General features: G+C 71.5%; 18 protein-coding genes. 12 read left to right on the forward strand and 6 right to left on the reverse strand.

Features of this window, described 5'->3' with window-relative positions; genetic code table 11:
* The 5 genes from ABD823_RS05925 to ABD823_RS05945 all read left to right on the forward strand — a co-directional run.
* Positions 1 to 755 (forward strand): RDD family protein (locus tag ABD823_RS05925; protein ID WP_344856705.1); only part of this gene is annotated, 755 nt, incomplete at its 5' end.
* 215 nt (positions 756 to 970) lie between these two features.
* Positions 971 to 1,480 carry an RDD family protein gene (locus tag ABD823_RS05930; protein WP_344856707.1) on the forward strand — a complete coding sequence of 170 codons (510 nt, stop codon included), beginning with the start codon at positions 971 to 973 and terminating at the stop codon, positions 1,478 to 1,480.
* A 526-nt stretch (positions 1,481 to 2,006) separates the two neighbouring features.
* Complete coding sequence (locus ABD823_RS05935) at positions 2,007 to 2,342, forward strand: histone-like nucleoid-structuring protein Lsr2 (protein ID WP_344856709.1); 336 nt, start codon at positions 2,007 to 2,009, stop codon at positions 2,340 to 2,342.
* A 756-nt stretch (positions 2,343 to 3,098) separates the two neighbouring features.
* On the forward strand, positions 3,099 to 5,600 hold the full coding sequence (locus ABD823_RS05940; RefSeq protein ID WP_344856710.1) for an ATP-dependent Clp protease ATP-binding subunit: 2,502 nt from the start codon (positions 3,099 to 3,101) through the stop codon (positions 5,598 to 5,600).
* 386 nt (positions 5,601 to 5,986) lie between these two features.
* Positions 5,987 to 6,937: a TIM barrel protein gene (locus ABD823_RS05945; RefSeq protein WP_344856712.1), complete on the forward strand. Its 951-nt coding sequence runs from the start codon at positions 5,987 to 5,989 to the stop codon at positions 6,935 to 6,937.
* Positions 6,938 to 7,017: 80 nt separating this feature from the next.
* Here ABD823_RS05945 and ABD823_RS05950 read toward each other — a convergent pair whose 3' ends face one another.
* Positions 7,018 to 7,893 carry an HhH-GPD family protein gene (locus ABD823_RS05950; protein WP_344856714.1) on the reverse strand — a complete coding sequence of 292 codons (876 nt, stop codon included), beginning with the start codon at positions 7,891 to 7,893 and terminating at the stop codon, positions 7,018 to 7,020.
* Positions 7,894 to 8,156: 263 nt separating this feature from the next.
* Here ABD823_RS05950 and ABD823_RS05955 point away from each other — a divergent pair, with 263 nt between their 5' ends.
* The 3 genes from ABD823_RS05955 (at position 8,157) to ABD823_RS05965 (ending at position 10,715) form a co-directional block, all read left to right on the forward strand.
* Positions 8,157 to 8,828, forward strand: a complete 672-nt coding sequence (locus ABD823_RS05955; protein WP_344856716.1) for a hypothetical protein — start codon at positions 8,157 to 8,159, stop codon at positions 8,826 to 8,828.
* A gap of 400 nt (positions 8,829 to 9,228) precedes the next feature.
* On the forward strand, positions 9,229 to 9,990 hold the full coding sequence (locus ABD823_RS05960) for a lytic polysaccharide monooxygenase (protein WP_344856718.1): 762 nt from the start codon (positions 9,229 to 9,231) through the stop codon (positions 9,988 to 9,990).
* 74 nt (positions 9,991 to 10,064) lie between these two features.
* On the forward strand, positions 10,065 to 10,715 hold the full coding sequence (locus tag ABD823_RS05965) for a DUF305 domain-containing protein (protein ID WP_344856720.1): 651 nt from the start codon (positions 10,065 to 10,067) through the stop codon (positions 10,713 to 10,715).
* Positions 10,716 to 10,825: 110 nt separating this feature from the next.
* Here the strand turns inward: ABD823_RS05965 and disA are convergent, their stop codons facing one another.
* The 4 genes from disA to ABD823_RS05985 form a co-directional block, all read right to left on the reverse strand.
* Positions 10,826 to 11,911 carry a DNA integrity scanning diadenylate cyclase DisA gene (gene disA / locus ABD823_RS05970; RefSeq protein ID WP_344856722.1) on the reverse strand — a complete coding sequence of 362 codons (1,086 nt, stop codon included), beginning with the start codon at positions 11,909 to 11,911 and terminating at the stop codon, positions 10,826 to 10,828.
* Between the two features lie 176 nt (positions 11,912 to 12,087).
* Entirely contained in the window at positions 12,088 to 13,491 is a 1,404-nt protein-coding gene (gene radA, locus ABD823_RS05975) for a DNA repair protein RadA (RefSeq protein WP_344856723.1), read from the reverse strand.
* Positions 13,492 to 13,641: 150 nt separating this feature from the next.
* Positions 13,642 to 13,956: a thioredoxin gene (trxA, locus tag ABD823_RS05980; protein ID WP_344856725.1), complete on the reverse strand. Its 315-nt coding sequence runs from the start codon at positions 13,954 to 13,956 to the stop codon at positions 13,642 to 13,644.
* Entirely contained in the window at positions 13,953 to 14,333 is a 381-nt protein-coding gene (locus tag ABD823_RS05985; RefSeq protein WP_344856727.1) for a MerR family transcriptional regulator, read from the reverse strand. Before ABD823_RS05985 ends, trxA begins: the two co-directional genes overlap by 4 nt.
* A gap of 231 nt (positions 14,334 to 14,564) precedes the next feature.
* Between ABD823_RS05985 and ABD823_RS05990 the strand changes: the two genes are divergently transcribed.
* Positions 14,565 to 15,107, forward strand: coding sequence for a phosphatase PAP2 family protein (locus ABD823_RS05990; RefSeq protein ID WP_344856729.1), 543 nt, complete (start codon positions 14,565 to 14,567; stop codon positions 15,105 to 15,107).
* 130 nt (positions 15,108 to 15,237) lie between these two features.
* Here the strand turns inward: ABD823_RS05990 and ABD823_RS05995 are convergent, their stop codons facing one another.
* Positions 15,238 to 15,936, reverse strand: coding sequence for a class I SAM-dependent methyltransferase (locus ABD823_RS05995; RefSeq protein WP_344856730.1), 699 nt, complete (start codon positions 15,934 to 15,936; stop codon positions 15,238 to 15,240).
* A 158-nt stretch (positions 15,937 to 16,094) separates the two neighbouring features.
* Here ABD823_RS05995 and ABD823_RS06000 point away from each other — a divergent pair, with 158 nt between their 5' ends.
* From ABD823_RS06000 to ABD823_RS06010, 3 genes are all read left to right on the forward strand, one after another.
* A complete protein-coding gene (locus tag ABD823_RS06000) occupies positions 16,095 to 16,907 on the forward strand; it encodes a sugar phosphate isomerase/epimerase family protein (protein ID WP_344856732.1) in 813 nt (270 codons plus the stop codon).
* Between the two features lie 137 nt (positions 16,908 to 17,044).
* A complete protein-coding gene (locus ABD823_RS06005) occupies positions 17,045 to 17,566 on the forward strand; it encodes a TetR/AcrR family transcriptional regulator (protein ID WP_344856734.1) in 522 nt (173 codons plus the stop codon).
* Between the two features lie 186 nt (positions 17,567 to 17,752).
* On the forward strand, positions 17,753 to 19,870 hold the full coding sequence (locus ABD823_RS06010; protein ID WP_344856736.1) for a (Fe-S)-binding protein: 2,118 nt from the start codon (positions 17,753 to 17,755) through the stop codon (positions 19,868 to 19,870).
* Positions 19,871 to 19,909 lie beyond the last annotated feature (39 nt).

Genomic DNA, 19,909 nt, shown 5'->3' on the forward strand with positions numbered 1-19,909 from the left:
AGCCGGGGTACGGGCAGCAGGCGGCCCAGCCCGGCTACGGGCAGCAGCCGGGTTACGGCCAGCAGGGGTACGGGCAGCAGGCGGCCCAGCCGGGCTACGGGCAGCAGCCCGGTTACGGGCAGCAGGCGGCCCAGCCCGGCTACGGGCAGCAGCCGGGCTACGGCCAGCAGGGGTACGGCCAGCCCGCCGGCTACGGCCAGCAGGCGTCCTACGGCCAGGGTTACGGCCCGCAGGGCGCGATGGCCCCCGGCGCCCCCGCGCCACTCGCCGAGTGGTGGCAGCGCCTCCTGGCCCGCCTCCTCGACGCGCTCATCCTGGCGATCCCGACGTTCATCATCACCTTCGCGTTGAGCGGGCTGGCCGTCGCGCCCAGCATCAACTTCGAGACCGGGGAGATCGACACAGGGGACACGTTCCTCTACACCCTGCTCACGACCGTCATCGCGGCCGTCATCTACCTCGCCTACGAGTTGTTCATGCTGAAGCAGAACGGCCAGACCGTCGGCAAGATGGCGCTGGGCATCAAGGTGGTCCAGGTCGGCAGCCACTCGACGGCCGGCGGGCTGCCCATGGACGCCGCGGCCAAGCGCGCGGGCGTGTTCTACGGTCCGCAGCTCGTGCGCTGGATCCCGTTCGTCGGCTGGATCGTCGGCCTCTTCTCCCTGGTGAACGTGCTCTGGCAGTTCTGGGACAGGCCGCTCCAGCAGTGCCTGCACGACAAGGCCGCCTCGACGGTGGTCGTCAAGGTCAAGTAGTCGTGTGATCATCGGGGTCGCCGGCCGGACCGGCGGCCCCGTTTTTCATACGGCCCCGGAAAAGCGGTGTCGGGCGGGGCCTCCGGGGCAGACTGCGGGGGACGCGCAAACTCATTCGGGCCGGCGGGAGGAACGCCATGGCCGTCTCTCGGCACTCCGACGACAATCGCCCCGGATCGGCCCCTCCCCCGCCCGCCGGAACCCGTGGCGCACCAATGGGCACGGCCGTCCCGCCGCCCGCGCTTCCCGCCCCGCCCGCCGAATGGTGGGAACGATTGGCCGCCCGCATCATCGACGCGATCGGCTTCGTGGCGCTCTACTGGATTCTCTCGCGCTCGCTCTACCCGCTCTTCGCGCCGCCGGCCGGTGAAGACCGCGCGGCCGACCCGCGGGTGCTGCCCGGACTGCTCGCCGGTCTGATCGCCTTCGGCGCTTATACGGCCTACGACTATGCGATGCACGCCCGCTGCGGCCGCACCCTCGGTAAGAAACTCATGCGGATCCGGCTGGTGCCGTACGGCGGTGCGTCCTTGGACCGTGCCGGGTTGATGAGACGGGCCGCTCTCTACCCCGGCCTTCTCCTGACGGCGGGTATTCCCCTGGTGAACGTTCCGGCCGCGCTCTTCGGTTCCGCGGCGGCCCTGTTCATCCTCGTCGACAAGCCGCTCCAACGCGGGATCCATGATCGGACGGCGGGCAGTCGCGTGGTGCGTGACCTGCGCTGACGGGACCGGGCCGGAGAAAACGATCATCCGGTGACCACTCTGTCATCCTTTTCCCCGGCGCTTTACGGAGTGGAACCGGTAAGGCGCCTGGAGAGAAGCATTAAGGTAGGTGATGAGTGTCATGGGTGCCCTGTGACACCCATCGATCCTGGAAGCCGCTATGGTCATGTGTGGGCTGATCCGCCCATCCGGTCGGTCCCCGGGGCGGGGCGCCGCCACCGGAAATCCCATGACCGGGAATGCCACCCGGGTGCGGAGTGAGGGCCAATGTACGAGGTAATGTCCGCGTTGATACCCCCCGCGGTCGTGGGCGGGGTCTTCGTGTACGCAGTTTTCAAGCTCTTTCGCAGTGAGGCCGCCGGTCGCCGGACCGCGAAAGAGGCCGATCAAGGCGAGTCGCAGAACGGCTGAGTCGCCTTCCCGGGCGCGCGCCTGGAATCACCCGGCTCCGGAATTGCTGCTCTCTCTTCATGGGTATATGTTTGGCTAGCGAATGAAGCAATACTCCGCCGAAAGGATTGCGCAGATGGCCAAGCAGATCCAGGAGATTCTCATCGACGACCTCGATGGGGGCGAGGCCAATGAGACCGTCTCCTTCGCGATTGACGGCATCAGCTATGAGATTGATCTGAGTGACGTAAACGCGAAGAAGCTCCGCGACTCCCTTGCGCCTTTCACGGCGAGCGCCCGCCGGGCCGGTTCCGCCGCTCCGCGCCGCCGCCGTGCCGGTGGGACGAGGGCGCTCAGCCGGGAGAAGAGCGCCGACATCCGCGCCTGGGCGAAGGCCCGCGGCATGAACGTCAGCGAGCGCGGCCGGATCGCCTCCACGATCGTCCAGGAGTACGAGGCGGCTCATCACTGAGCGGTGAACGGCGCACGAGGGTTCACCCGTCGGTGAATCATGCGGTTATGGCGGTCACGGTGGGGTCCGGTGGCGGCCATAACCGCATGATGTGCTCATGGGTCCGCGGGGCCGTCCGCCGGATCCGCGGGACGGTCCGCGCCCTGGTTCTGCGCGCCCTGGGGTTCCCGCACCGATCCGGTGCGTCCTCTCCGACTCCGCCCGCGTTCTCCGCGGCCGGGGCCGCGTGCGGGCTCCGCCCGAGGGGCCGCCCGCCTTCCGGAGCCGGTCCGGGTGCCGCCCCGACCGCCTCTCCCGGCGCCCTCCCGGGCGCCTTCCCCGCTCCTTCTGCCGCCCCTTCGGTCCCGCACCCCCGGTGCGCCGCGTCCGGCGGGAATGCCCGGGGCCTTTCGTCCGTTCCTTATCCATACATGTCATCCAGTCCGCGGGCCGGACGCGGAGCCGGAGAGAGCCGGAGAACCGCGCCGCGGGCCGTACCGGCCGGTGGAATCCCGTGCCGGCGCCCCGGATCGCCCGGAGGAATCACCCCTGCGCGGCGGGCGCGGACCGCGAATGGACCGCGGCGGCCGATAAACGTCGTTCGCTTGCGGCGTATCGGGAACACCGCACCCCCGACAGGTAGTTGGATAGAGCGTGAACGCCCTGCTCTCGGGGAACGTCTTCTACGTAGAGCGGTTGCCGGGTCGGGGCTACCATGCGGGAGGACAGGGCCCGGATATCCCGGACCTGCCTGACCGCTCTGTGAGGAGCGACGAGATGTTCGAGAGGTTCACCGACCGCGCACGGCGGGTTGTCGTCCTGGCCCAGGAAGAGGCCCGGATGCTCAACCACAACTACATCGGTACGGAGCACATTCTTCTTGGTCTGATCCATGAGGGTGAAGGCGTTGCCGCCAAGGCTCTGGAGAGCCTCGGCATCAGTCTTGAGGGTGTGCGTCAGCAGGTCGAGGAGATCATCGGCCAGGGCCAGTCCGCGCCGTCGGGGCACATTCCCTTCACCCCGCGCGCCAAGAAGGTCCTTGAGCTGTCGCTCCGCGAGGCCTTGCAGCTGGGTCACAACTACATCGGCACCGAGCACATCCTGCTCGGCCTGATCCGTGAGGGCGAGGGCGTCGCCGCCCAGGTGCTGGTGAAGCTCGGCGCCGACCTCAACCGGGTCCGTCAGCAGGTCATCCAGTTGCTCCACGGCTACCAGGGCAAGGAGCCCGCGGCCTCGGGCGGTCCGCAGGAGGCCGCGCCGTCGACCTCGCTGGTGCTCGACCAGTTCGGCCGCAACCTGACCCAGGCCGCCCGCGAGGGCAAGCTCGACCCGGTCATCGGCCGCGACAAGGAGATCGAGCGGGTCATGCAGGTCCTCTCCCGGAGGACCAAGAACAACCCGGTCCTGGTGGGCGAGCCCGGCGTCGGCAAGACCGCCGTCGTCGAGGGCCTGTCCCAGAAGATCGTCAAGGGCGAGGTGCCCGAGACGCTCAAGGACAAGCAGCTCTACACCCTGGACCTCGGCGCCCTGGTCGCCGGCTCCCGCTACCGCGGTGACTTCGAGGAGCGCCTGAAGAAGGTGCTGAAGGAGATCCGCACCCGCGGCGACATCATCCTGTTCATCGACGAGCTGCACACGCTCGTCGGCGCGGGCGCCGCCGAGGGCGCGATCGACGCCGCCAGCATCCTCAAGCCGATGCTGGCCCGCGGCGAGCTGCAGACCATCGGCGCCACCACCCTGGACGAGTACCGCAAGCACCTGGAGAAGGACGCGGCGCTGGAGCGGCGCTTCCAGCCGATCCAGGTGGCCGAGCCCAGCCTCAGCCACACGATCGAGATCCTCAAGGGCCTGCGCGACCGCTACGAGGCGCACCACCGGGTCTCCATCACCGACGGCGCGCTGGTGGCCGCCGCGCAGCTGGCCGACCGCTACATCAGCGATCGGTTCCTGCCGGACAAGGCGATCGACCTCATCGACGAGGCCGGCTCGCGCATGCGCATCCGCCGCATGACCGCCCCGCCGGACCTGCGCGAGTACGACGAGAAGATCGCCAACGTGCGGCGCGAGAAGGAGTCCGCGATCGACGCGCAGGACTTCGAGAAGGCCGCCGCCCTGCGCGACCAGGAGAAGCAGCTCCAGCTCAAGCGCGAACGCCGGGAGAAGGAGTGGAAGGCCGGCGACATGGACGTCGTGGCCGAGGTCACCGAGGAGCTCATCGCCGAGGTCCTCGCCACCGCCACGGGCATCCCGGTCTTCAAGCTCACCGAGGAGGAGTCCCAGCGGCTGCTCCGCATGGAGGAGGAGCTGCACAAGCGGATCATCGGGCAGGAGGACGCCGTCAAGGGCCTGTCCCGCTCGATCCGCCGCACCCGCGCCGGTCTGAAGGACCCGCGCCGCCCGGGTGGCTCGTTCATCTTCGCCGGCCCGTCCGGTGTCGGTAAGACCGAGCTGTCCAAGACGCTCGCCGAGTTCCTGTTCGGGGACGAGGACGCGCTGATCATGCTGGACATGTCCGAGTTCATGGAGAAGCACACCGTCTCCCGGCTGTTCGGCTCCCCGCCCGGCTACGTCGGATACGAGGAGGGCGGTCAGCTCACCGAGAAGGTGCGGCGCAAGCCGTTCTCCGTGGTCCTCTTCGACGAGATCGAGAAGGCCCACCCGGACATCTTCAACTCGCTGCTGCAGATCCTGGAGGACGGTCGCCTGACCGACGCCCAGGGCCGCGTGGTGGACTTCAAGAACACCGTCATCATCATGACGACCAACCTCGGCACCCGGGACATCTCCAAGGGCATCGGGGTGGGCTTCGCGAAGTCCGACGACTCCGAGTCGAACTACGACCGGATGAAGGCGAAGGTCCAGGAGGAGCTCAAGCAGCACTTCCGGCCCGAGTTCCTCAACCGCGTCGACGACATCGTGGTCTTCCACCAGCTGACGCCGAAGGAGATCATCCGGATCGTGGACCTCATGCTCGCCCAGGTGGCCGAGCGCCTGAAGGACCGCGACATGGGCCTGGAGGTCTCCCCGGAGGCCAAGCAGCTGCTGGCCGACCGCGGCTACGACCCGGTGATGGGCGCCCGCCCGCTGCGCCGTACGATCCAGCGCGAGCTGGAGGACACGCTCTCCGAGAAGATCCTGTACGGCGAGCTCCGTCCCGGCCAGACCGTCAAGATCACGGTCGAGGGCGAGGGTGAGAACGCCAAGTTCGTCTTCACCGGTGAGAGCACGAACCGGGTCCCCGACTCGGCCGCCTCCATCGCGGAGCCGATCCAGCACTGAGAACCCCCCCGGCCAGCGCGCCGGACGGACGAGACCGGCCCCGCCGTGACACGCTCACGGCGGGGCCGGTCTTTTCGTTACCCGGGGGTGCTTCCCGCCACGAAATGTAGTACTACACTCTGTAGAGCGAACTGGACCACGTCCCGGCCGCCGGAGCCCGTCTCCGCGCCGGACGGGGCAGGACCGCGGGATCAGCCCAGCGGCGTACGGGTGAATCAACTCCGGGAGTGACGCGGAGACCGGTACGGACGGGGGATGCTGCTCCGCGGGCCGGTCGGGTTCCCGCCAGGGGAGGGCTCGCGGCCCGCGAGGACGGGACCGCGGACGTGGGACGGCCGGAGTTCTCACGCAGGGCTCTCACTACGAACACGCCTGGGAGGCATCCGATGCGCTTGCGGCACGAGGACGGGACGCTCGTTCACCTGGCCTACAACGCGGGCGTGCACCCCGCCGAGGACCTGGAGAACCTCATCGCGCACCTGACCCGCTACGCGGTGCCGGTGCGCAAGCGCCTGGGCGTGGAGCGGATGGGGGTGGGGCTCTGGCTCTCGCCGGCCGTGGCCGACCACCTCATGGCCGACCGCATCGAGCTGGTGCGGCTCCGCCGCTCCCTGGAGGAGCGCGGCCTGGAGGTCGTCAGCCTCAACGGCACCGGCGGGCGCAACCAGGACGCCCCCGGCCCCGACTGGGCCAAGCCGGAGCGCTACCGCTACACGATGGCGCTGGCGAAGATCCTCGCCTTCCTGCTCCCGGACGACGTGCGCTTCGGCAGCATCTCCACCATCCCCATCGGCTGGCGCCGCGACTGGCCGGCCGACCTGCACGCCATCGCCTCCCGCCGTCTGGAGCGCCTCTCCCGCGAGCTGCGGGGCCTGTACAGCGCGAGCGGCAAGACCATCCGGGTCGGTTTCGAGCCCTGGCCCGGCTGCGTGCTGGAGACCACGGAGCAGGCCATGGACTGGATCTGCGGCATAGACTCCCAGCACCTGGGGATCTGCCTGGACGCCTGCCACCTCGCAGGCGGCGCCGAGGAGCCCGCGGCGGCCCTGCGGGGCCTGGCCCAGGCGGGCATGCCCGTCGTCAAGCTGGGGCACGTGCACAACCACGCGGGCGACTCCTGCCGCGAGCTGCCCAGCACCCGTCCGGTCCTGGAGGACACGCTGACCGCCATGCTCTCCGGGGCGGTCAACGGCACGGCCCACGTCGAGGTGGAGACCCACGACCTGGGCGTGCCGCTGCGGGCCAGGACCCCGGGCACGCTGGTCAACATGCTGGCCGAGGAGCTCGACTGGGCGCGGACCAACCTCACCGCGCTGGGACTGCGGCTGGCGGCCTGACGGCGGGGGCCGGTGCGACCGCGGGTGCGGGGCCGGTGAGGGCACGGGCGCGGCCGGCGGCCTGGCGGCGCGGGGCGCCGTCAGAGCGGGAGGCGGTAGGTGCCGTCGTCGAGGACCTCGGCCAGGCCGTCGGCGACGAGGCCGTCGAGGGCGCGCTCGCGCTGGACGGCGTCGCTCCAGACCACGTCGAGGGCGGCCTTGGGGACGGGGCCGTGGGCCGCGCGGAGCACGGCCAGGAGCCGGCCGCGGCACTGCCGGTCGGTGCCCGCGTAGGTCTGCCCCCGGCGGGCGGGCCCCTCGTAGGGCGGCTTGCCGGCCAGGCGCCAGGCGCACAGGCCGCTGATGGGGCAGTCGGCGCAGCGGGCGGCGCGGGCCGTGCAGACCAGGGCGCCCAGCTCCATCACCGCCACCGCCCAGACGGGCGCCTCCTGCGGGCCGGGGAGCAGCGACTCGGCGAGCGCGCGCTCGGCCGCGGTGGTGGCCTTCGGCGGGTACTCCTCGCCCCGTACGGCCCGCGCCAGCACCCGGCGGACGTTGGTGTCGAGGACGGCGTGGCGGCCCTTGAACGCGAAGCTGGCCACCGCGGCCGCGGTGTACTCGCCCACGCCGGGGAGCGTCAGCAGCGTGGCGTGGTCGGCCGGCACCTCGCCGCCGTGCAGCTCCGTGACGGCCCGGGCGCAGGCGTGCAGGTTGAGGGCGCGGCGCGGATAGCCGAGGCGGCCCCAGTGCCGCACGGCCTCGCCGGGGGGCTCCGCGGCGAGGGCGGCCGGTGTCGGCCAGCGCTCCATCCACTCGGTCCAGACCGGCAGGACCCGCGCCACCGGCGTCTGCTGCAGCATGATCTCGCTGACCAGGATCGACCAGGGGGTGGCGCCGGGTTCACGCCACGGCAGCTCGCGGGCGGACCGGGCATACCACTCGAGGACGGGCGTCAGCAGAGGATTGCGCTCGGGCACTCTTCGACGATAGTGCCGCCCGACGACATGTTTACCCATCGGAACGTGAGGGAACGGCGGGTCGCCGCCACCCCCGGGCAACGACTGTCCATACTGTCTGTAACTCATCCGCCCCTCTGAGTGATGGAGCGGACTCCCGCTCCCCTCGGCCGGGGCGGATGGCGGCCGGCGGCGGGGCCCTTCCGCGCGCCCCCACCCGCGGCGACCGGGCCAGGGGAGCGATTCCCCGCCGGAGAACCCGTAGTCCCTTCGCGAGGAGCACGATGGACCCGGAGACGTTCCGCAACGACATCGGGATCGACGTCTACTGGCGGCGCCGGCTGGCGGCGCTCGTCGCCGTCCTCGTGGTGGTCGCGATCGTGGCGTGGGCCTGCTCGGCGGCCGGTGGGCCGGAGAACACCTCGAAGGCCGATGCGGCCCCCGCGGGGTCGCCCACCCCCACCCCGGTCCTGTCCGGGCTGCCGGTGGTCACGGTCACCCCCACGCCTGCGGCCCGTACACCCTCGCCGAAGCCAGCCACGCCGACCCCGCGCCCGAAGCGGCCGGGCGAGCCCTGCGAGCCCGCCGACCTCGTGCTGAACCTCCTCGGGGAGGGGGAGGTCCACGCCGCCGGAAGCCTGCCGCGGTTCATCCTCACACTGGTGAACACCGGCGAGGTGATGTGCACGGCCGACGTGGGGCCCCGGGCGCTGGAGGTCCGGATCACCTCCGGCAGCGACCGCGTCTGGTCGTCCGCCGACTGCCTCAGCGGTGAGACCGAGGACCTGCACAGGCTCGAGCGCGGCATCCCGTACGTCCGGCAGTTCGCGTGGGACCGCCGCAGGTCCGGGTCCGACTGCCGGGCGAAGCGGACCGAGGCCCGTCCCGGGACCTACGTGGCCGTGGTCAAGGCCGCCCGGCTGAAGAGCGACAAGGTGGTCTTCCACCTCCGCTGACACTCCGGTGGGGTCCGGATTTCGGCGTTATGGTGTCGCTAAATGGCATTTAAGTCTCTCATAAGACTGATTGCTGGTTTTTCTTGTTATAAAAAACCATCGGTTTCGCCGAGCACGAAAGAGCCGCCCCGCCGTGACCGCCCCCGCCGTCCCGCTCCGCAGCCCCCACCCGGCAGAGCAGGGAGAACACCGGTGGAAGGCGGCCGCCGCGGACACACCCGGTGCCCGCGCCGCCCGCTCCCCCGGGCGCGCTCCGGGGCGGCCGCCCGCTCGGTGAACCGCGTGCCCCGGCCCGGAGAACGACCGCCCCCATCGCGCCGGTCGAGGAGACCAGGCCGTGCGGCCATGTGCCATGACATTTCTCTTCTGCCTCCGGCAGACCCAGAGCAAGGGACGATGAATGCGTAGAACGGCCACGCTTCTCACGCTGGCGACGGTCGCCTTCGGGACCACGGTGCTCACCGCCTCCCCGGCCTCGGCCCACGGGTACGTCTCGTCGCCGCCGAGCCGCCAGGCGCTGTGCGCGCAGGGGAAGGTCTCCGGCTGCGGCGACATCGTCTACGAGCCGCAGAGCGTCGAGGGCCCCAAGGGGCAGATGAACTGCCACGGAGGCGTCCCCCGCTTCGCCCAGCTCAGCGACGAGAGCAAGGCCTGGCTGGCCACCTCCGTCGGCTCCAGCGTCACCTTCAACTGGGTGCTGACCGCCCGCCACGCCACCAGCACCTGGGACTACTACATCGGCAACAAGAAGATCGCCTCCTTCAACGACGGGGGCAGGCAGCCCGGCGCGACCGTCTCGCACGTGGTGAACCTGTCCGGCTACAGCGGCCGGCAGAAGGTCCTCGCCGTCTGGAACATCGCCGACACGCCCATGGCCTTCTACAACTGCATCGACCTGCAGGTCGGCGGGGGCGGGACGAACCCGGCCCCCAACCCGACCCCGACCAAGCCGCCCGCCCCCGCGCCCAGCCCGACCAAGCCGACGGCCAAGCCCACCACCCCGGCGCCGGGCGTGCCCGGCGGCACCTGGAAGGCCGGGACCTGGTACGCGGTCGGCTCGACGGTCACGTACGGCGGCGCGAGCTACCGCTGCATCCAGGCGCACACCGCCCTCACCGGCTGGGAGCCGCCGCAGGTCCCCGCGCTCTGGAAGCGGATCTGACCCGCCCGCGGGCGCCGCGCCGTCAGGACCGGCGCCCGCGGGTCCGCCCGCCCCGGCTCGGAGAGAACCACCGCATGAGACGCCCCACCTTCGCCCTCGCCGTCGCGAGCCTGCTGCTCCTGCCCGCCTGCGGTACGGCGAGCACCTCGCACGGCGACCACGCGGCGGCCCCGCACGACGGGCACGCCGCACGCCCACCGGACGCCGGGCAGGCGGCCGCCGCGACCGGCTCCCCGGCCTCCCCCGGGGAAGCCGGCGGCTCCGAGGGCTTCAACGACGCCGACGTGATGTTCCTGCAGATGATGATCCCCCACCACCGGCAGGGGGTGCAGATGGCCGCCCTGGCCGGGGCCCGCTCCACGCGGGGCACCGTGAAGGCCCTGGCGGCGGCGGTCGAGGCCACGCAGCGCGACGAGATCACGGCCATGACCCGCCGGCTGAAGGAGTGGGGCCGTCCGCTGACCGCTCCGCCGGGCGCGCACGACGCGCACGGCGGCCTGCACACCACCAGCCCGCGGGAGATCGCGGAACTCGGGGCGGCGCGCGGCGCCGACTTCGACGTGAAGTTCCTGAACATGCTGATCGGTCACCAGCACAACGCCGTCGACATGGCCCGCACCGAGGTCCGCACCGGCAGGCACCCCGAGGTGGTCGAGCTGGCCCGCAGGATCGACAGGTCGCGCTCCGCCCAGATCACGGCGATGCTCGCCGAGCTGGGCTCCTGAACGAGCCGGGCTCCTGCTCGGCTCCTGGACGGGCTGTGCTGCTGCCGGGCTCCTGGACGGGCGGCCCGCGCGCCGCGCCACCGCCTTCTCCGGGCGCCCCGGGGCGCCCGTCAGACGTAGCGTTCGAGGATGGACGACTCGGCCAGGCGGGACAGGCCCTCGCGGATGTGGCGGGCACGGGTCTCGCTGACCCCGCCCGCCTCCTGGAGGTCGTCGTTGCTGGCCGCCAGGAGCTTCTGGAGGCTGCCGAACTGCTCGGCCAGGCGGTCGACGACCGCGGCGGGCAGGCGCGGGATCTTCGCCAGCATGCGGTGCCCCCGGGGGCTCGCCGGGGTGTCCAGCGCACCGGCGCCCGTGTGGCCGAGCACGTGGGCCACCGTGGACAGGTCGAGCAGGTCGGTGGAGGAGAGCCGGTCGAGCTCCTGGAGGGCCTCGGCGACCGTGCGGGCGCGGCGGCCCGTCGTGGGCAGGTAGTCGCGCAGGATGAGCTCCCGGTCCGTCTCCGTCCCGGCGACCAGCTCGTCCAGTTGCAGGGAGAGCAGCCGGCCGTCCGTGCCGAGCTCCACGACGTACTCCGCGATCTCGTCGGATATCCGGCGGACCATCTCCAGCCGCTGGAGGACCACCGCGATGTCGCGGACCGTCACCAGATCCTCGATCTCCAGGGCCGAGAGCGTGCCGGAGACCTCGTCCAGGCGGAACTTGTAGCGTTCGAGGGTGGCCAGGGCCTGGTTGGCCCGGGACAGGATCGCCGCCGACTCCTCCAGCACGTAGCGCACGCCGTCGAGATAGAGGGCGATGATCCGCATGGACTTGCTGAGGGAGACGACCGGGAAGGACGTCTGCACCGCGACCCGCTGGGCGGTGCGGTGCCGGGTCCCGGACTCGTCGGTGGGGATGGACGGGTCGGGCATCAGGTGCACGGCCGCGCGCACGATCCGGTCGCCGTCGCAGCTCAGCACGATCGCGCCGTCCATCTTCGCCAGCTCGCGCAGCCGCGTCGCGGAGAACTCGACGTCCAGCTCGAACCCGCCGCTGCAGATCGACTCGACCACCTCGTCGTATCCGAGCACGATCAGGCCGCCCGTGTGCCCGCGCAGGATGCGCTCGAGGCCGTCGCGTAGCGCCGTGCCCGGGGCGACCGAGGCGAGGACGGCTCTGCGGCGCTCGTCAAGCCCCTTGTCGGTTGATCCCACATGACCCCCGTGGTCCGTGTCGAGAGCCCGTGCCCGCACCGCAGGCCCGCCGGGCTCCGGCGCCCAGCTTACCGGCGAAGCCCTCGATCGGTCAGGGATCACCCCCCGCGACGGGCACCGCCGGTGTCCGCGGCGGGGCGGGGACGTCCGCGACGGGCGCCGGCCGGGAGCAGGCCTCAGCCCGTGACGTGGCGGAGGGCGTCCCAGACGTTCTCCGCCTCGATGACGTCGAAGCCCGGGGCGAAGGTCGTGGCCCGGCCGTCGACGCGCACCAGGGAGCGCTCGCCGCGCCGTCCCCGGTCGGTGTCGAGGGAGCCCGCCGGGACCAGCGCTCGGGTGAAGCCCAGCCGCGCGGCCTCCGACAGGCGGCGCCGCACGTCGCGGACCTGGCGGAGCTCGCCGGCCAGGCCCACCTCGCCCAGCACCACCAGCCCCGCGGGCAGCGGCCGGTCGCCTGCCGCGCTGGCCACCGCGAGCATCACCGACAGGTCGACCGCCGGATCGGCGAGCTTGATGCCGCCCACGGTCGCGGTGAACACGTCGCACCCGCCGAGCTTGGCGTTGAGCCGCCGCTCCAGCACGGCCAGCACCATCGTCACCCGGTAGGGGTCGAGCCCTGAGGAGGAGCGGCGCGGCTGCTGGGCCTCGGTCCGCGCCACCAGCGCCTGCACCTCGGCGGGGAGCGGCCGGGTGCCCTCCATGGTGACCGTGACGCACGTGCCGGGGACCGGCTCGGCGCGGTGGGAGACGAACAGCCCGCTGGCGTCGGCGATGCCCTCGATGCCGCCCTCGTGCAGGTCGAAGCAGCCGACCTCGTCGACGGGGCCGTAGCGGTTCTTGACCGCGCGGACCATGCGGAGCCGGGAGTGGCGGTCGCCCTCGAAGTGGAGCACCACGTCGACGAGGTGCTCCAGCGTGCGGGGGCCGGCGATCGAGCCCTCCTTGGTGACGTGGCCGACCAGGACCGTGGCCATGCCGCGCTCCTTGGCGATCCTGACCAGGTTTCCGGCGACCTCCCTGACCTGGGTCACCCCGCCGGGCACCCCGGTCGCCTGCGCCGAGCCGATCGTCTGCACGGAGTCGACCACGAGCAGGCCGGGCTGGACCTTCTCCACGTGGGTGACCAGCGCGCCCAGGTCGGTCTCGGCCGCGAGGTAGAGGTCGTCGTGGATCGCGCCGATCCGGTCGGCCCGGACCCGCACCTGGGCGGCCGACTCCTCACCGGTGACGTAGAGCACGGTCTGCCCGCGTGCGATCTTGGAGGCGGCCTCCAGCAGGAGCGTGGACTTGCCGATGCCGGGCTCCCCGGCCAGCAGCACGACCGCGCCCGGCACCAGGCCGCCGCCGAGCACCCGGTCGAGCTCAGGCACGCCGGTGCTGCGCGCGTGCGCGACCTCGGCCTTGACCTGGCCGATGGGGACGGCGGGCGCCGAGACCGCGCCGCCGGTGGCCACGTGCACGCCGGCGCGGGCGCTCTCCTCCTCGACGGTGCCCCAGGCCTGGCACTCACCGCAGCGCCCCACCCACTTGGCGGTCTGCCAACCGCACTCACCACAGCGATAACCGGGCTTCTTCGCCATGGCCGCACGGTACCGGCACCGGCCGACAACTTTCACCCGCCCGGCCCGCCCGCCGCGCCCGCGCTCCCGGCACGGCCGCACCGGCCGCGCCGGGTGGGACCGGGCGGGACCGGGACCGGGGCGGGCGTGCCCCGGGCCCGGCGGGGCCGGTCAGATGTAGCCCTCCAGCTCGGCCAGGAGCATGCGCTTGGGCCTGGCGCCCTTGATCTGCCGGACGACCTCGCCGCCGGAGTAGAGGTTGAGCGTGGGCAGGCCGAGCACGCCGTACCGCAGGGTGATCTCGGGGTGGTCGTCGGCGTTGATCTTGGCGATGGTGACGCGGTCGCCGTACTCGGCGTCGATCTCCTCCAGGACGGGGGCGATCATCTTGCACGGCGGGCACCACTCGGCCCAGAAGTCCACCAGGACGGGTCTGTCGCTCCGGAGCACCTGCTCGTCGAAGTTCTCCGCGGTCAAAGTGATCATTTCTCTCCCTGCTCCTTGCGCGCGCATCCCGGACAGGCGGCGGACAGCTGCGCGGCGACCTCGGCCCGCCGGGCCAGCAGCGTGCGGATCTCCTCGTCGAGGGCGGCCAGCTTGCGCCGGTAGACGGCCACGGAGTCCGGGCACGACCCGCCGGTGGCGTGCCCGGCCCGCAGACACGCCACGAACGGCCTGGCGTCCGCGAGCGTGAAGCCCACGGTGAGCAGCGAGCGGATCTCGGCGACGATCCGGAGATCGTCCTCGTCGTACTCCCGGTACCCGTTGGCCGACCGCCGCGCGGCGATCAGGCCCTGCTGCTCGTAGTAGCGCAGCGCCCTGGTGCTGACGCCCGCCCGCCGGGCGAGCTCCCCGATCCGCATGGCCCCTCCTCGCGACGACCGTAAACCCTGACGCCGGTGTCAAGGTCAAGCGCCGGGCCGCTGTTCCCCGGGGCGCCGTTCCCCCGGGCCGGGGACCGCTCCGCCGGGGGCGCGGGCCGCTCCGGAGGGCGGGCCGGGGCCGCGCGGGCGCGGGCGCCGGTCCGAGGGGCCGGGGCGCGCCATAAGATCCTTCGTTTACCAGATGTTCACCACCGCTTCAGGAGGACGGCCGTGTACCGCGACATCGTCGAGTTCGCCCAGGGCACCCCCTCGTGGGTGCACGCTCTCGCCGAGACGGGCACGGACGCGGGGCTGTTCGTGTTCGCCGCGCTCTTCGTGGCGGCCTGGTGGCGGGCGCGCGGCCGCGGTCCCCGCGACATGGCGCTGGTCCTGCTGGGCCCGGTGGCCGTGGTCGCCGTCTACCTGCTCAGCGAGCTCATCAAGATCCTCGTCAGGGAGGACCGGCCCTGCCGGAACCTGGTGACCATCGCGGTCTGCCCCGAGGTGGGGGACTGGTCCTTCCCGAGCAACCACTCGGTGATCGCGGGGGCGGCGGCGGGCACGCTCGTCCTCGCCTGGCGGGCGCTGGCCGCCTTCGTGCTGCCGCTGGCGGCGGTGATGGCCTTCTCCCGGGTGTTCGTCGGCGTGCACTACCCGCACGACGTCCTCGCCGGGGTCCTGCTCGGCCTGGTCCTGGCCCCGCTGCTCGTGCTGCTGGGGGTGGGCGCGGTCACGCCCCTGGTGCGCCGCCGGCACCCGATGGGGGCGGCCTGACGGAACCGGCGGCGGCCTGACGGAGCGGGCGGCCGTCCCGGAGCGGTCCGGGAGCGGGCCCTGAGGCCCTCCTGGAGCGGGACCGGAGCCGCCGGGCGGCCGCGCGCAGGCTCCGGGCACGGCGGAGCCGTCAGAAGTGCTTCCAGCGCAGCACGTTGGGATATGCGATCTCCAGGCCCGGCGTCTCGGCGATGGCCGCAGCGGCGACCTCGGGGGTGAACTCGATGCGCAGCACGGCCTCCAGGTCGGCGCGGCGCTCGAAGGCCATGCGCAGGTCGAGGGGCTGCGCCTGCCAGCCCTGGCGGGCCCAGAAGTCCGCCACGGCCTGCGGGGAGTAGGCCGGGATGGAACGGCGGAACCAGCGGCCGAAGTCGCCGCGGGCGGCGTCGACGTCGATCACGAAGGCCGTGCCGCCGCGCCGTACGACCCGGGAGAGCTCGGCCAGGCCGGGCTCGCAGCCGGGACCGAAGAAGTAGGCCCAGCGGGCCACGGCGACGTCCACCGAGGCGTCGGGGAGCGGCAGTTCCTGCGCGGCGGCGGCATGGACCTCGACGTTCGGCAGGGGGCGGCAGCGCCGCCTGGCGAGCTCGACGAGGCCGTGGTGGGGCTCGACGCCGATGACGCGCGCCGCCGTGGCGGACAGGGCGGGCAGGTGGTAGCCCGTGCCGCAGCCGATGTCGAGGACGGTCGCGCCGGCGAGCGGCCGGACGGCGGCCATCGCGGCCGCGGCCCGGCCCTCGGGGTCGACCGCGCGGTTCTCCAGCTCGTAGACCTGGGGGGTGTTCCAGATGTTGGGGCTGGGGATGGCACCTTCGACGAACCGCGGCATGCCACCACCGTAGCGGCGTGATACATGTCGCACAGGGGTGGCTGGAAGCCATCGGGGCCCCGACGCGCTTACTCTGGCAAGTAGTGAGCGCGCGGGGCGACGGGCACCGCGGCGTTCGCGGACAGACTCACTCCGATCCGAAGGCGAGAACGGCTCCGATGAGCGTCATCCGAGTGCCCAGTGCGAAGATCGCGCTGTCCACGGCGTCGGTGTATCCGGAGCGCACCCCGGATGCCTTCGAGCTGGCGGCGCGTCTGGGATACGACGGCGTGGAGATCATGGTGGGCGCCGACCCGGTCAGCCAGGACATCGACGTCCTGGAGCGGCTGTCGGACCACTACCAGCTGCCGATCCTCGCCATCCACGCGCCCTGCCTGCTGGTCACCCAGCGGGTCTGGGGCAAGGACCCCTGGGCCAAGCTGAAGCGCGCCCAGCGGGCCGCCGAGCGGGTGGGCGCGCAGACGGTGGTGGTGCACCCGCCGTTCCGCTGGCAGCGCGACTACGCGCGCGACTTCGAGATCGGCCTGGCGCGGATGCGCGAGGAGACCGACGTGGTCTTCGCGGTGGAGAACATGTTCCCGCTGCGCGCCCGGGGCAACAAGGTCGTGCCGTACTCCCCGGACTGGAATCCGGTCGACTACGACTTCCCGCAGGTCACCCTGGACCTGTCGCACACGGCGGTCTCGGGCGTCGACGCCTGGGAGATGTTCACCAAGCTCGGCGACCGGGTGGCCCACCTGCACCTGGCCGACGGGGTCGGCATCCCGAACAAGGACGAGCACCTGGTCCCGGGGCGGGGCAACCAGCCGTGCGCGCCGATCCTGGAGCGGCTGGCGGCCAACGGCTTCGGCGGCCTGGTGGTGCTGGAGGTCAACACGCGCAAGGCGCCGAGCCGTACCGCGCGGATCGACGACCTCGCCGAGGCGCTCGCCTTCGCCCGGCTGCACCTCGCGGCCTCGGCCACCGCGTGACGGCGGCCGGGCGGGCCGGCGGCGGTGACGGGGCGGGGGGGCCAGGGGACGGGCCCGGCCGGGGGGCGGCGGGTACGGCGCGGCGGCGGCCGCGCCGGCGGCCGGGCTCGGCGGACACGCGCGGGCAGATCCTCGCGGTGGCGCGCAGGGTCTTCGCGGAGAAGGGGTTCGACCGGGCCACGATCCGGGGCATCGCCCGGGAGGCGGGGGTGGACCCGGCCCTGGTCCACCACTACTTCTCCTCCAAGGAGGGCATGTTCGTCGCGGCGATGGAGCTGCCGGTCGATCCCGAGGAGGTGATCCCCCGGGTCCTGTCCGGGCCGCGCGAGCAGATGGGCGAGCGGCTGGTCCGCTACATCCTCGCGGCGACCGCGGACGCCGAGGCCCGCCAGCCGGTGATGGCGATGGTGCGCACGGCGATGACCAACGACGAGGCCGCCGGGATGATCCGGGAGTTCATGACGCGCGCGCTGCTGGTGCGGGTGGCGGAGGCGCTGGACATCCCGCCGATCCGGCTGGAGGCCGCGTTCGCGCAGATGTTCGGCGTGATCATGGCGAGGTACGTGCTCCGGCTGGAGCCGCTCGCCTCGGCCGGCACGGAGGAGCTCGTCGAGCTGCTCGCGCCTGCGATCCAGCGCTATCTGGCGGGATCCCGGTGACCGGGAGCCGTTCCTGAGCATCTAGAGCATTGTTCTAGACTGGGAATTGACCATATGGTGACCACGTTCACCGCGATTCCCATTCCGGGCTCAAGTTACCCACGGGTAGGATTCGGGGCGACCTGTGGTCATTGTGGGTGACCGGCGGTCATACGCTGGCAGCCAACGCCGTCTGTAGGAGGACCCGTGCTCTGGGTAGCCGTCATCGGGCTCGTCATGACAGTCGTCGCGCTCGCGCTCGCCGCGCGCCGCGTCCTGTTCCTGTACAAGCTCGCCGTCGTCGGGCCGCCCGCGCCCGAGCGGATCGAATACGCCAGGAACAACATCGGCGCTGAGGTCAAGGCCCAGCTGGTCGAGGTCTTCGGACAGAAGAAGCTGCTGAAGTGGACGCCCTCCGGCGTCGCGCACTTCTTCGTCATGTGGGCGTTCTTCATCCTGGCCACGGTCTACGTCGAGGCGTACGGCGCGATCATCCAGGGTGCGGTCACCGGGAAGCCGGACTTCCACATCCCGATCATCGGCACCTGGCCGGTCCTGGGCTTCCTGCAGGACTTCATCGCGGTCGCCTGCCTCCTCGGCCTGGCCGCCTTCACGGTCATCCGGATCAAGAACTCCCCGAAGAAGCTCGGCCGCGGCTCCCGCTTCTCCGGCTCGCACCTGGGCGGCGCCTGGCTCGTCCTGTTCATGATCTTCAACGTGATCTGGACGCTCTTCCTCGCCCGCGGCGCCGCGGTCAACACCGGGAACTTCCCCTACGAGTCCGGTGCGTTCGCCTCCGAGGCGGTCGCGAGGATCCTGCCGACCAGCACCCTGCTGGAGGAGATCGGCCTGCTGCTGCACATCGGCGTCATGCTGGTGTTCCTGGTCATCGTGGTGAACTCCAAGCACCTGCACATCTTCACCGCGCCGCTGAACGTGCTCTTCTCCCGGCGGCCCGACGCCCTCGGCGCGGCCCCGGAGATGCGCATCGACGGCAAGGTCGTCGACTTCGAGGACGAGGACCTCGACGGCGACAAGCTGGGCCGCGGCAAGATCGAGGACACCACCTGGAAGGGCTTCCTCGACTTCTACACCTGCACCGAGTGCGGCCGCTGCCAGTCGCAGTGCCCGGCGTGGAACACCGACAAGCCGCTCTCCCCGAAGATGCTCATCCTCGACCAGCGCGACCACGCCTTCAAGGTCGCGCCGTACCTGATGATGGGCGAGGAGCAGCGGGCGCACGCGGGCCAGGACGTGCTCGCGCTGCTGGAGAAGCCGCTGGTCGGCGAGGACGGCGTCATCCACCCGGACGTGCTGTGGTCCTGCACCAACTGCGGCGCCTGCGTCGAGCAGTGCCCGGTGGACATCGAGCACATCGACCACATCCTCGACATGCGCCGCTACCAGGTGATGGTGGAGTCGAACTTCCCCACCGAGGCCGGTGTCATGGTCAAGAACCTCGAGAACAAGGGCAACCCGTGGGGGATGTCCGAGATGAAGCGCGCGGACTGGATCGAGGAGCTCGACTTCGAGGTCCAGCTCATCGACGAGAAGATGCCCGAGGACACCGAGTACCTGTTCTGGGTGGGCTGCGCCGGCGCGCTGGAGGACCGGGCGAAGAAGACCACCAAGGCGGTCGCCGAGCTGCTGCACATCGCGGGCGTGAAGTTCGCGGTGCTCGGCCCGATGGAGGCCTGCACCGGTGACCCGGCCCGCCGCCTGGGCATGGAGTTCCTGTTCAACATGCTGGCCCAGCAGAACATCGAGACGCTGAACGAGGCCGGGGTCAAGAAGATCGTCGCCACCTGCCCGCACTGCTTCAACACCCTCGCCAACGAGTACCCGCAGCTGGGCGGGACCTACGAGGTCGTCCACCACACCCAGCTGCTGGCCAAGCTGGTCGACGAGGGCAAGCTGGTCCCGGTCACCCCGATCGAGGAGAAGATCACCTACCACGACCCGTGCTTCCTCGGCCGCCACAACAAGGTGTACGCGCAGCCACGCGACATCATGTCCAAGGTGCCGGGCGTCAAGACCCAGGAGATGCACCGCCACAAGGACCGGGGCTTCTGCTGCGGCGCCGGCGGCGCGCGGATGTGGATGGAGGAGCGGCTCGGCAAGCGCATCAACACCGAGCGCGTGGACGAGGCGCTGACCACCGATCCGGACACCATCTCCACCGCCTGCCCGTTCTGCCTGGTGATGCTGGGCGACTCGATCAACGAGAAGAAGAACGCCGGAGAGGCGAAGGAGACGCTCGAGGTCGTGGACGTCTCGCAGTTGCTGATCAAGTCGATCAAGGGCGAGCCGGTCGAGGCTTCCTGATCGTCATTTCTTGATCGGATAACAGGCGCGGCCCGTTTC

The organism is Planomonospora alba, assembly GCF_039534085.1.
In the GTDB taxonomy this organism is placed as follows: domain Bacteria; phylum Actinomycetota; class Actinomycetes; order Streptosporangiales; family Streptosporangiaceae; genus Planomonospora_B; species Planomonospora_B alba.

Excerpts from the sequence above, each read along its gene's own strand:
- ABD823_RS05930 (WP_344856707.1), top strand. The coding sequence starts at position 971 with ATGGGCACGGCCGTCCCGCCGCCCGCGCTTCCCGCCCCGCCCGCCGAA.
- ABD823_RS05935 (WP_344856709.1), top strand. The coding sequence starts at position 2,007 with ATGGCCAAGCAGATCCAGGAGATTCTCATCGACGACCTCGATGGGGGC.
- ABD823_RS05940 (WP_344856710.1), top strand. The coding sequence starts at position 3,099 with ATGTTCGAGAGGTTCACCGACCGCGCACGGCGGGTTGTCGTCCTGGCC.
- ABD823_RS05945 (WP_344856712.1), top strand. The coding sequence starts at position 5,987 with ATGCGCTTGCGGCACGAGGACGGGACGCTCGTTCACCTGGCCTACAAC.
- ABD823_RS05955 (WP_344856716.1), top strand. The coding sequence starts at position 8,157 with ATGGACCCGGAGACGTTCCGCAACGACATCGGGATCGACGTCTACTGG.
- ABD823_RS05960 (WP_344856718.1), top strand. The coding sequence starts at position 9,229 with ATGCGTAGAACGGCCACGCTTCTCACGCTGGCGACGGTCGCCTTCGGG.
- ABD823_RS05965 (WP_344856720.1), top strand. The coding sequence starts at position 10,065 with ATGAGACGCCCCACCTTCGCCCTCGCCGTCGCGAGCCTGCTGCTCCTG.
- radA (WP_344856723.1), bottom strand. The coding sequence starts at position 13,491 with ATGGCGAAGAAGCCCGGTTATCGCTGTGGTGAGTGCGGTTGGCAGACC.
- trxA (WP_344856725.1), bottom strand. The coding sequence starts at position 13,956 with ATGATCACTTTGACCGCGGAGAACTTCGACGAGCAGGTGCTCCGGAGC.
- ABD823_RS05985 (WP_344856727.1), bottom strand. The coding sequence starts at position 14,333 with ATGCGGATCGGGGAGCTCGCCCGGCGGGCGGGCGTCAGCACCAGGGCG.
- ABD823_RS05995 (WP_344856730.1), bottom strand. The coding sequence starts at position 15,936 with ATGCCGCGGTTCGTCGAAGGTGCCATCCCCAGCCCCAACATCTGGAAC.
- ABD823_RS06000 (WP_344856732.1), top strand. The coding sequence starts at position 16,095 with ATGAGCGTCATCCGAGTGCCCAGTGCGAAGATCGCGCTGTCCACGGCG.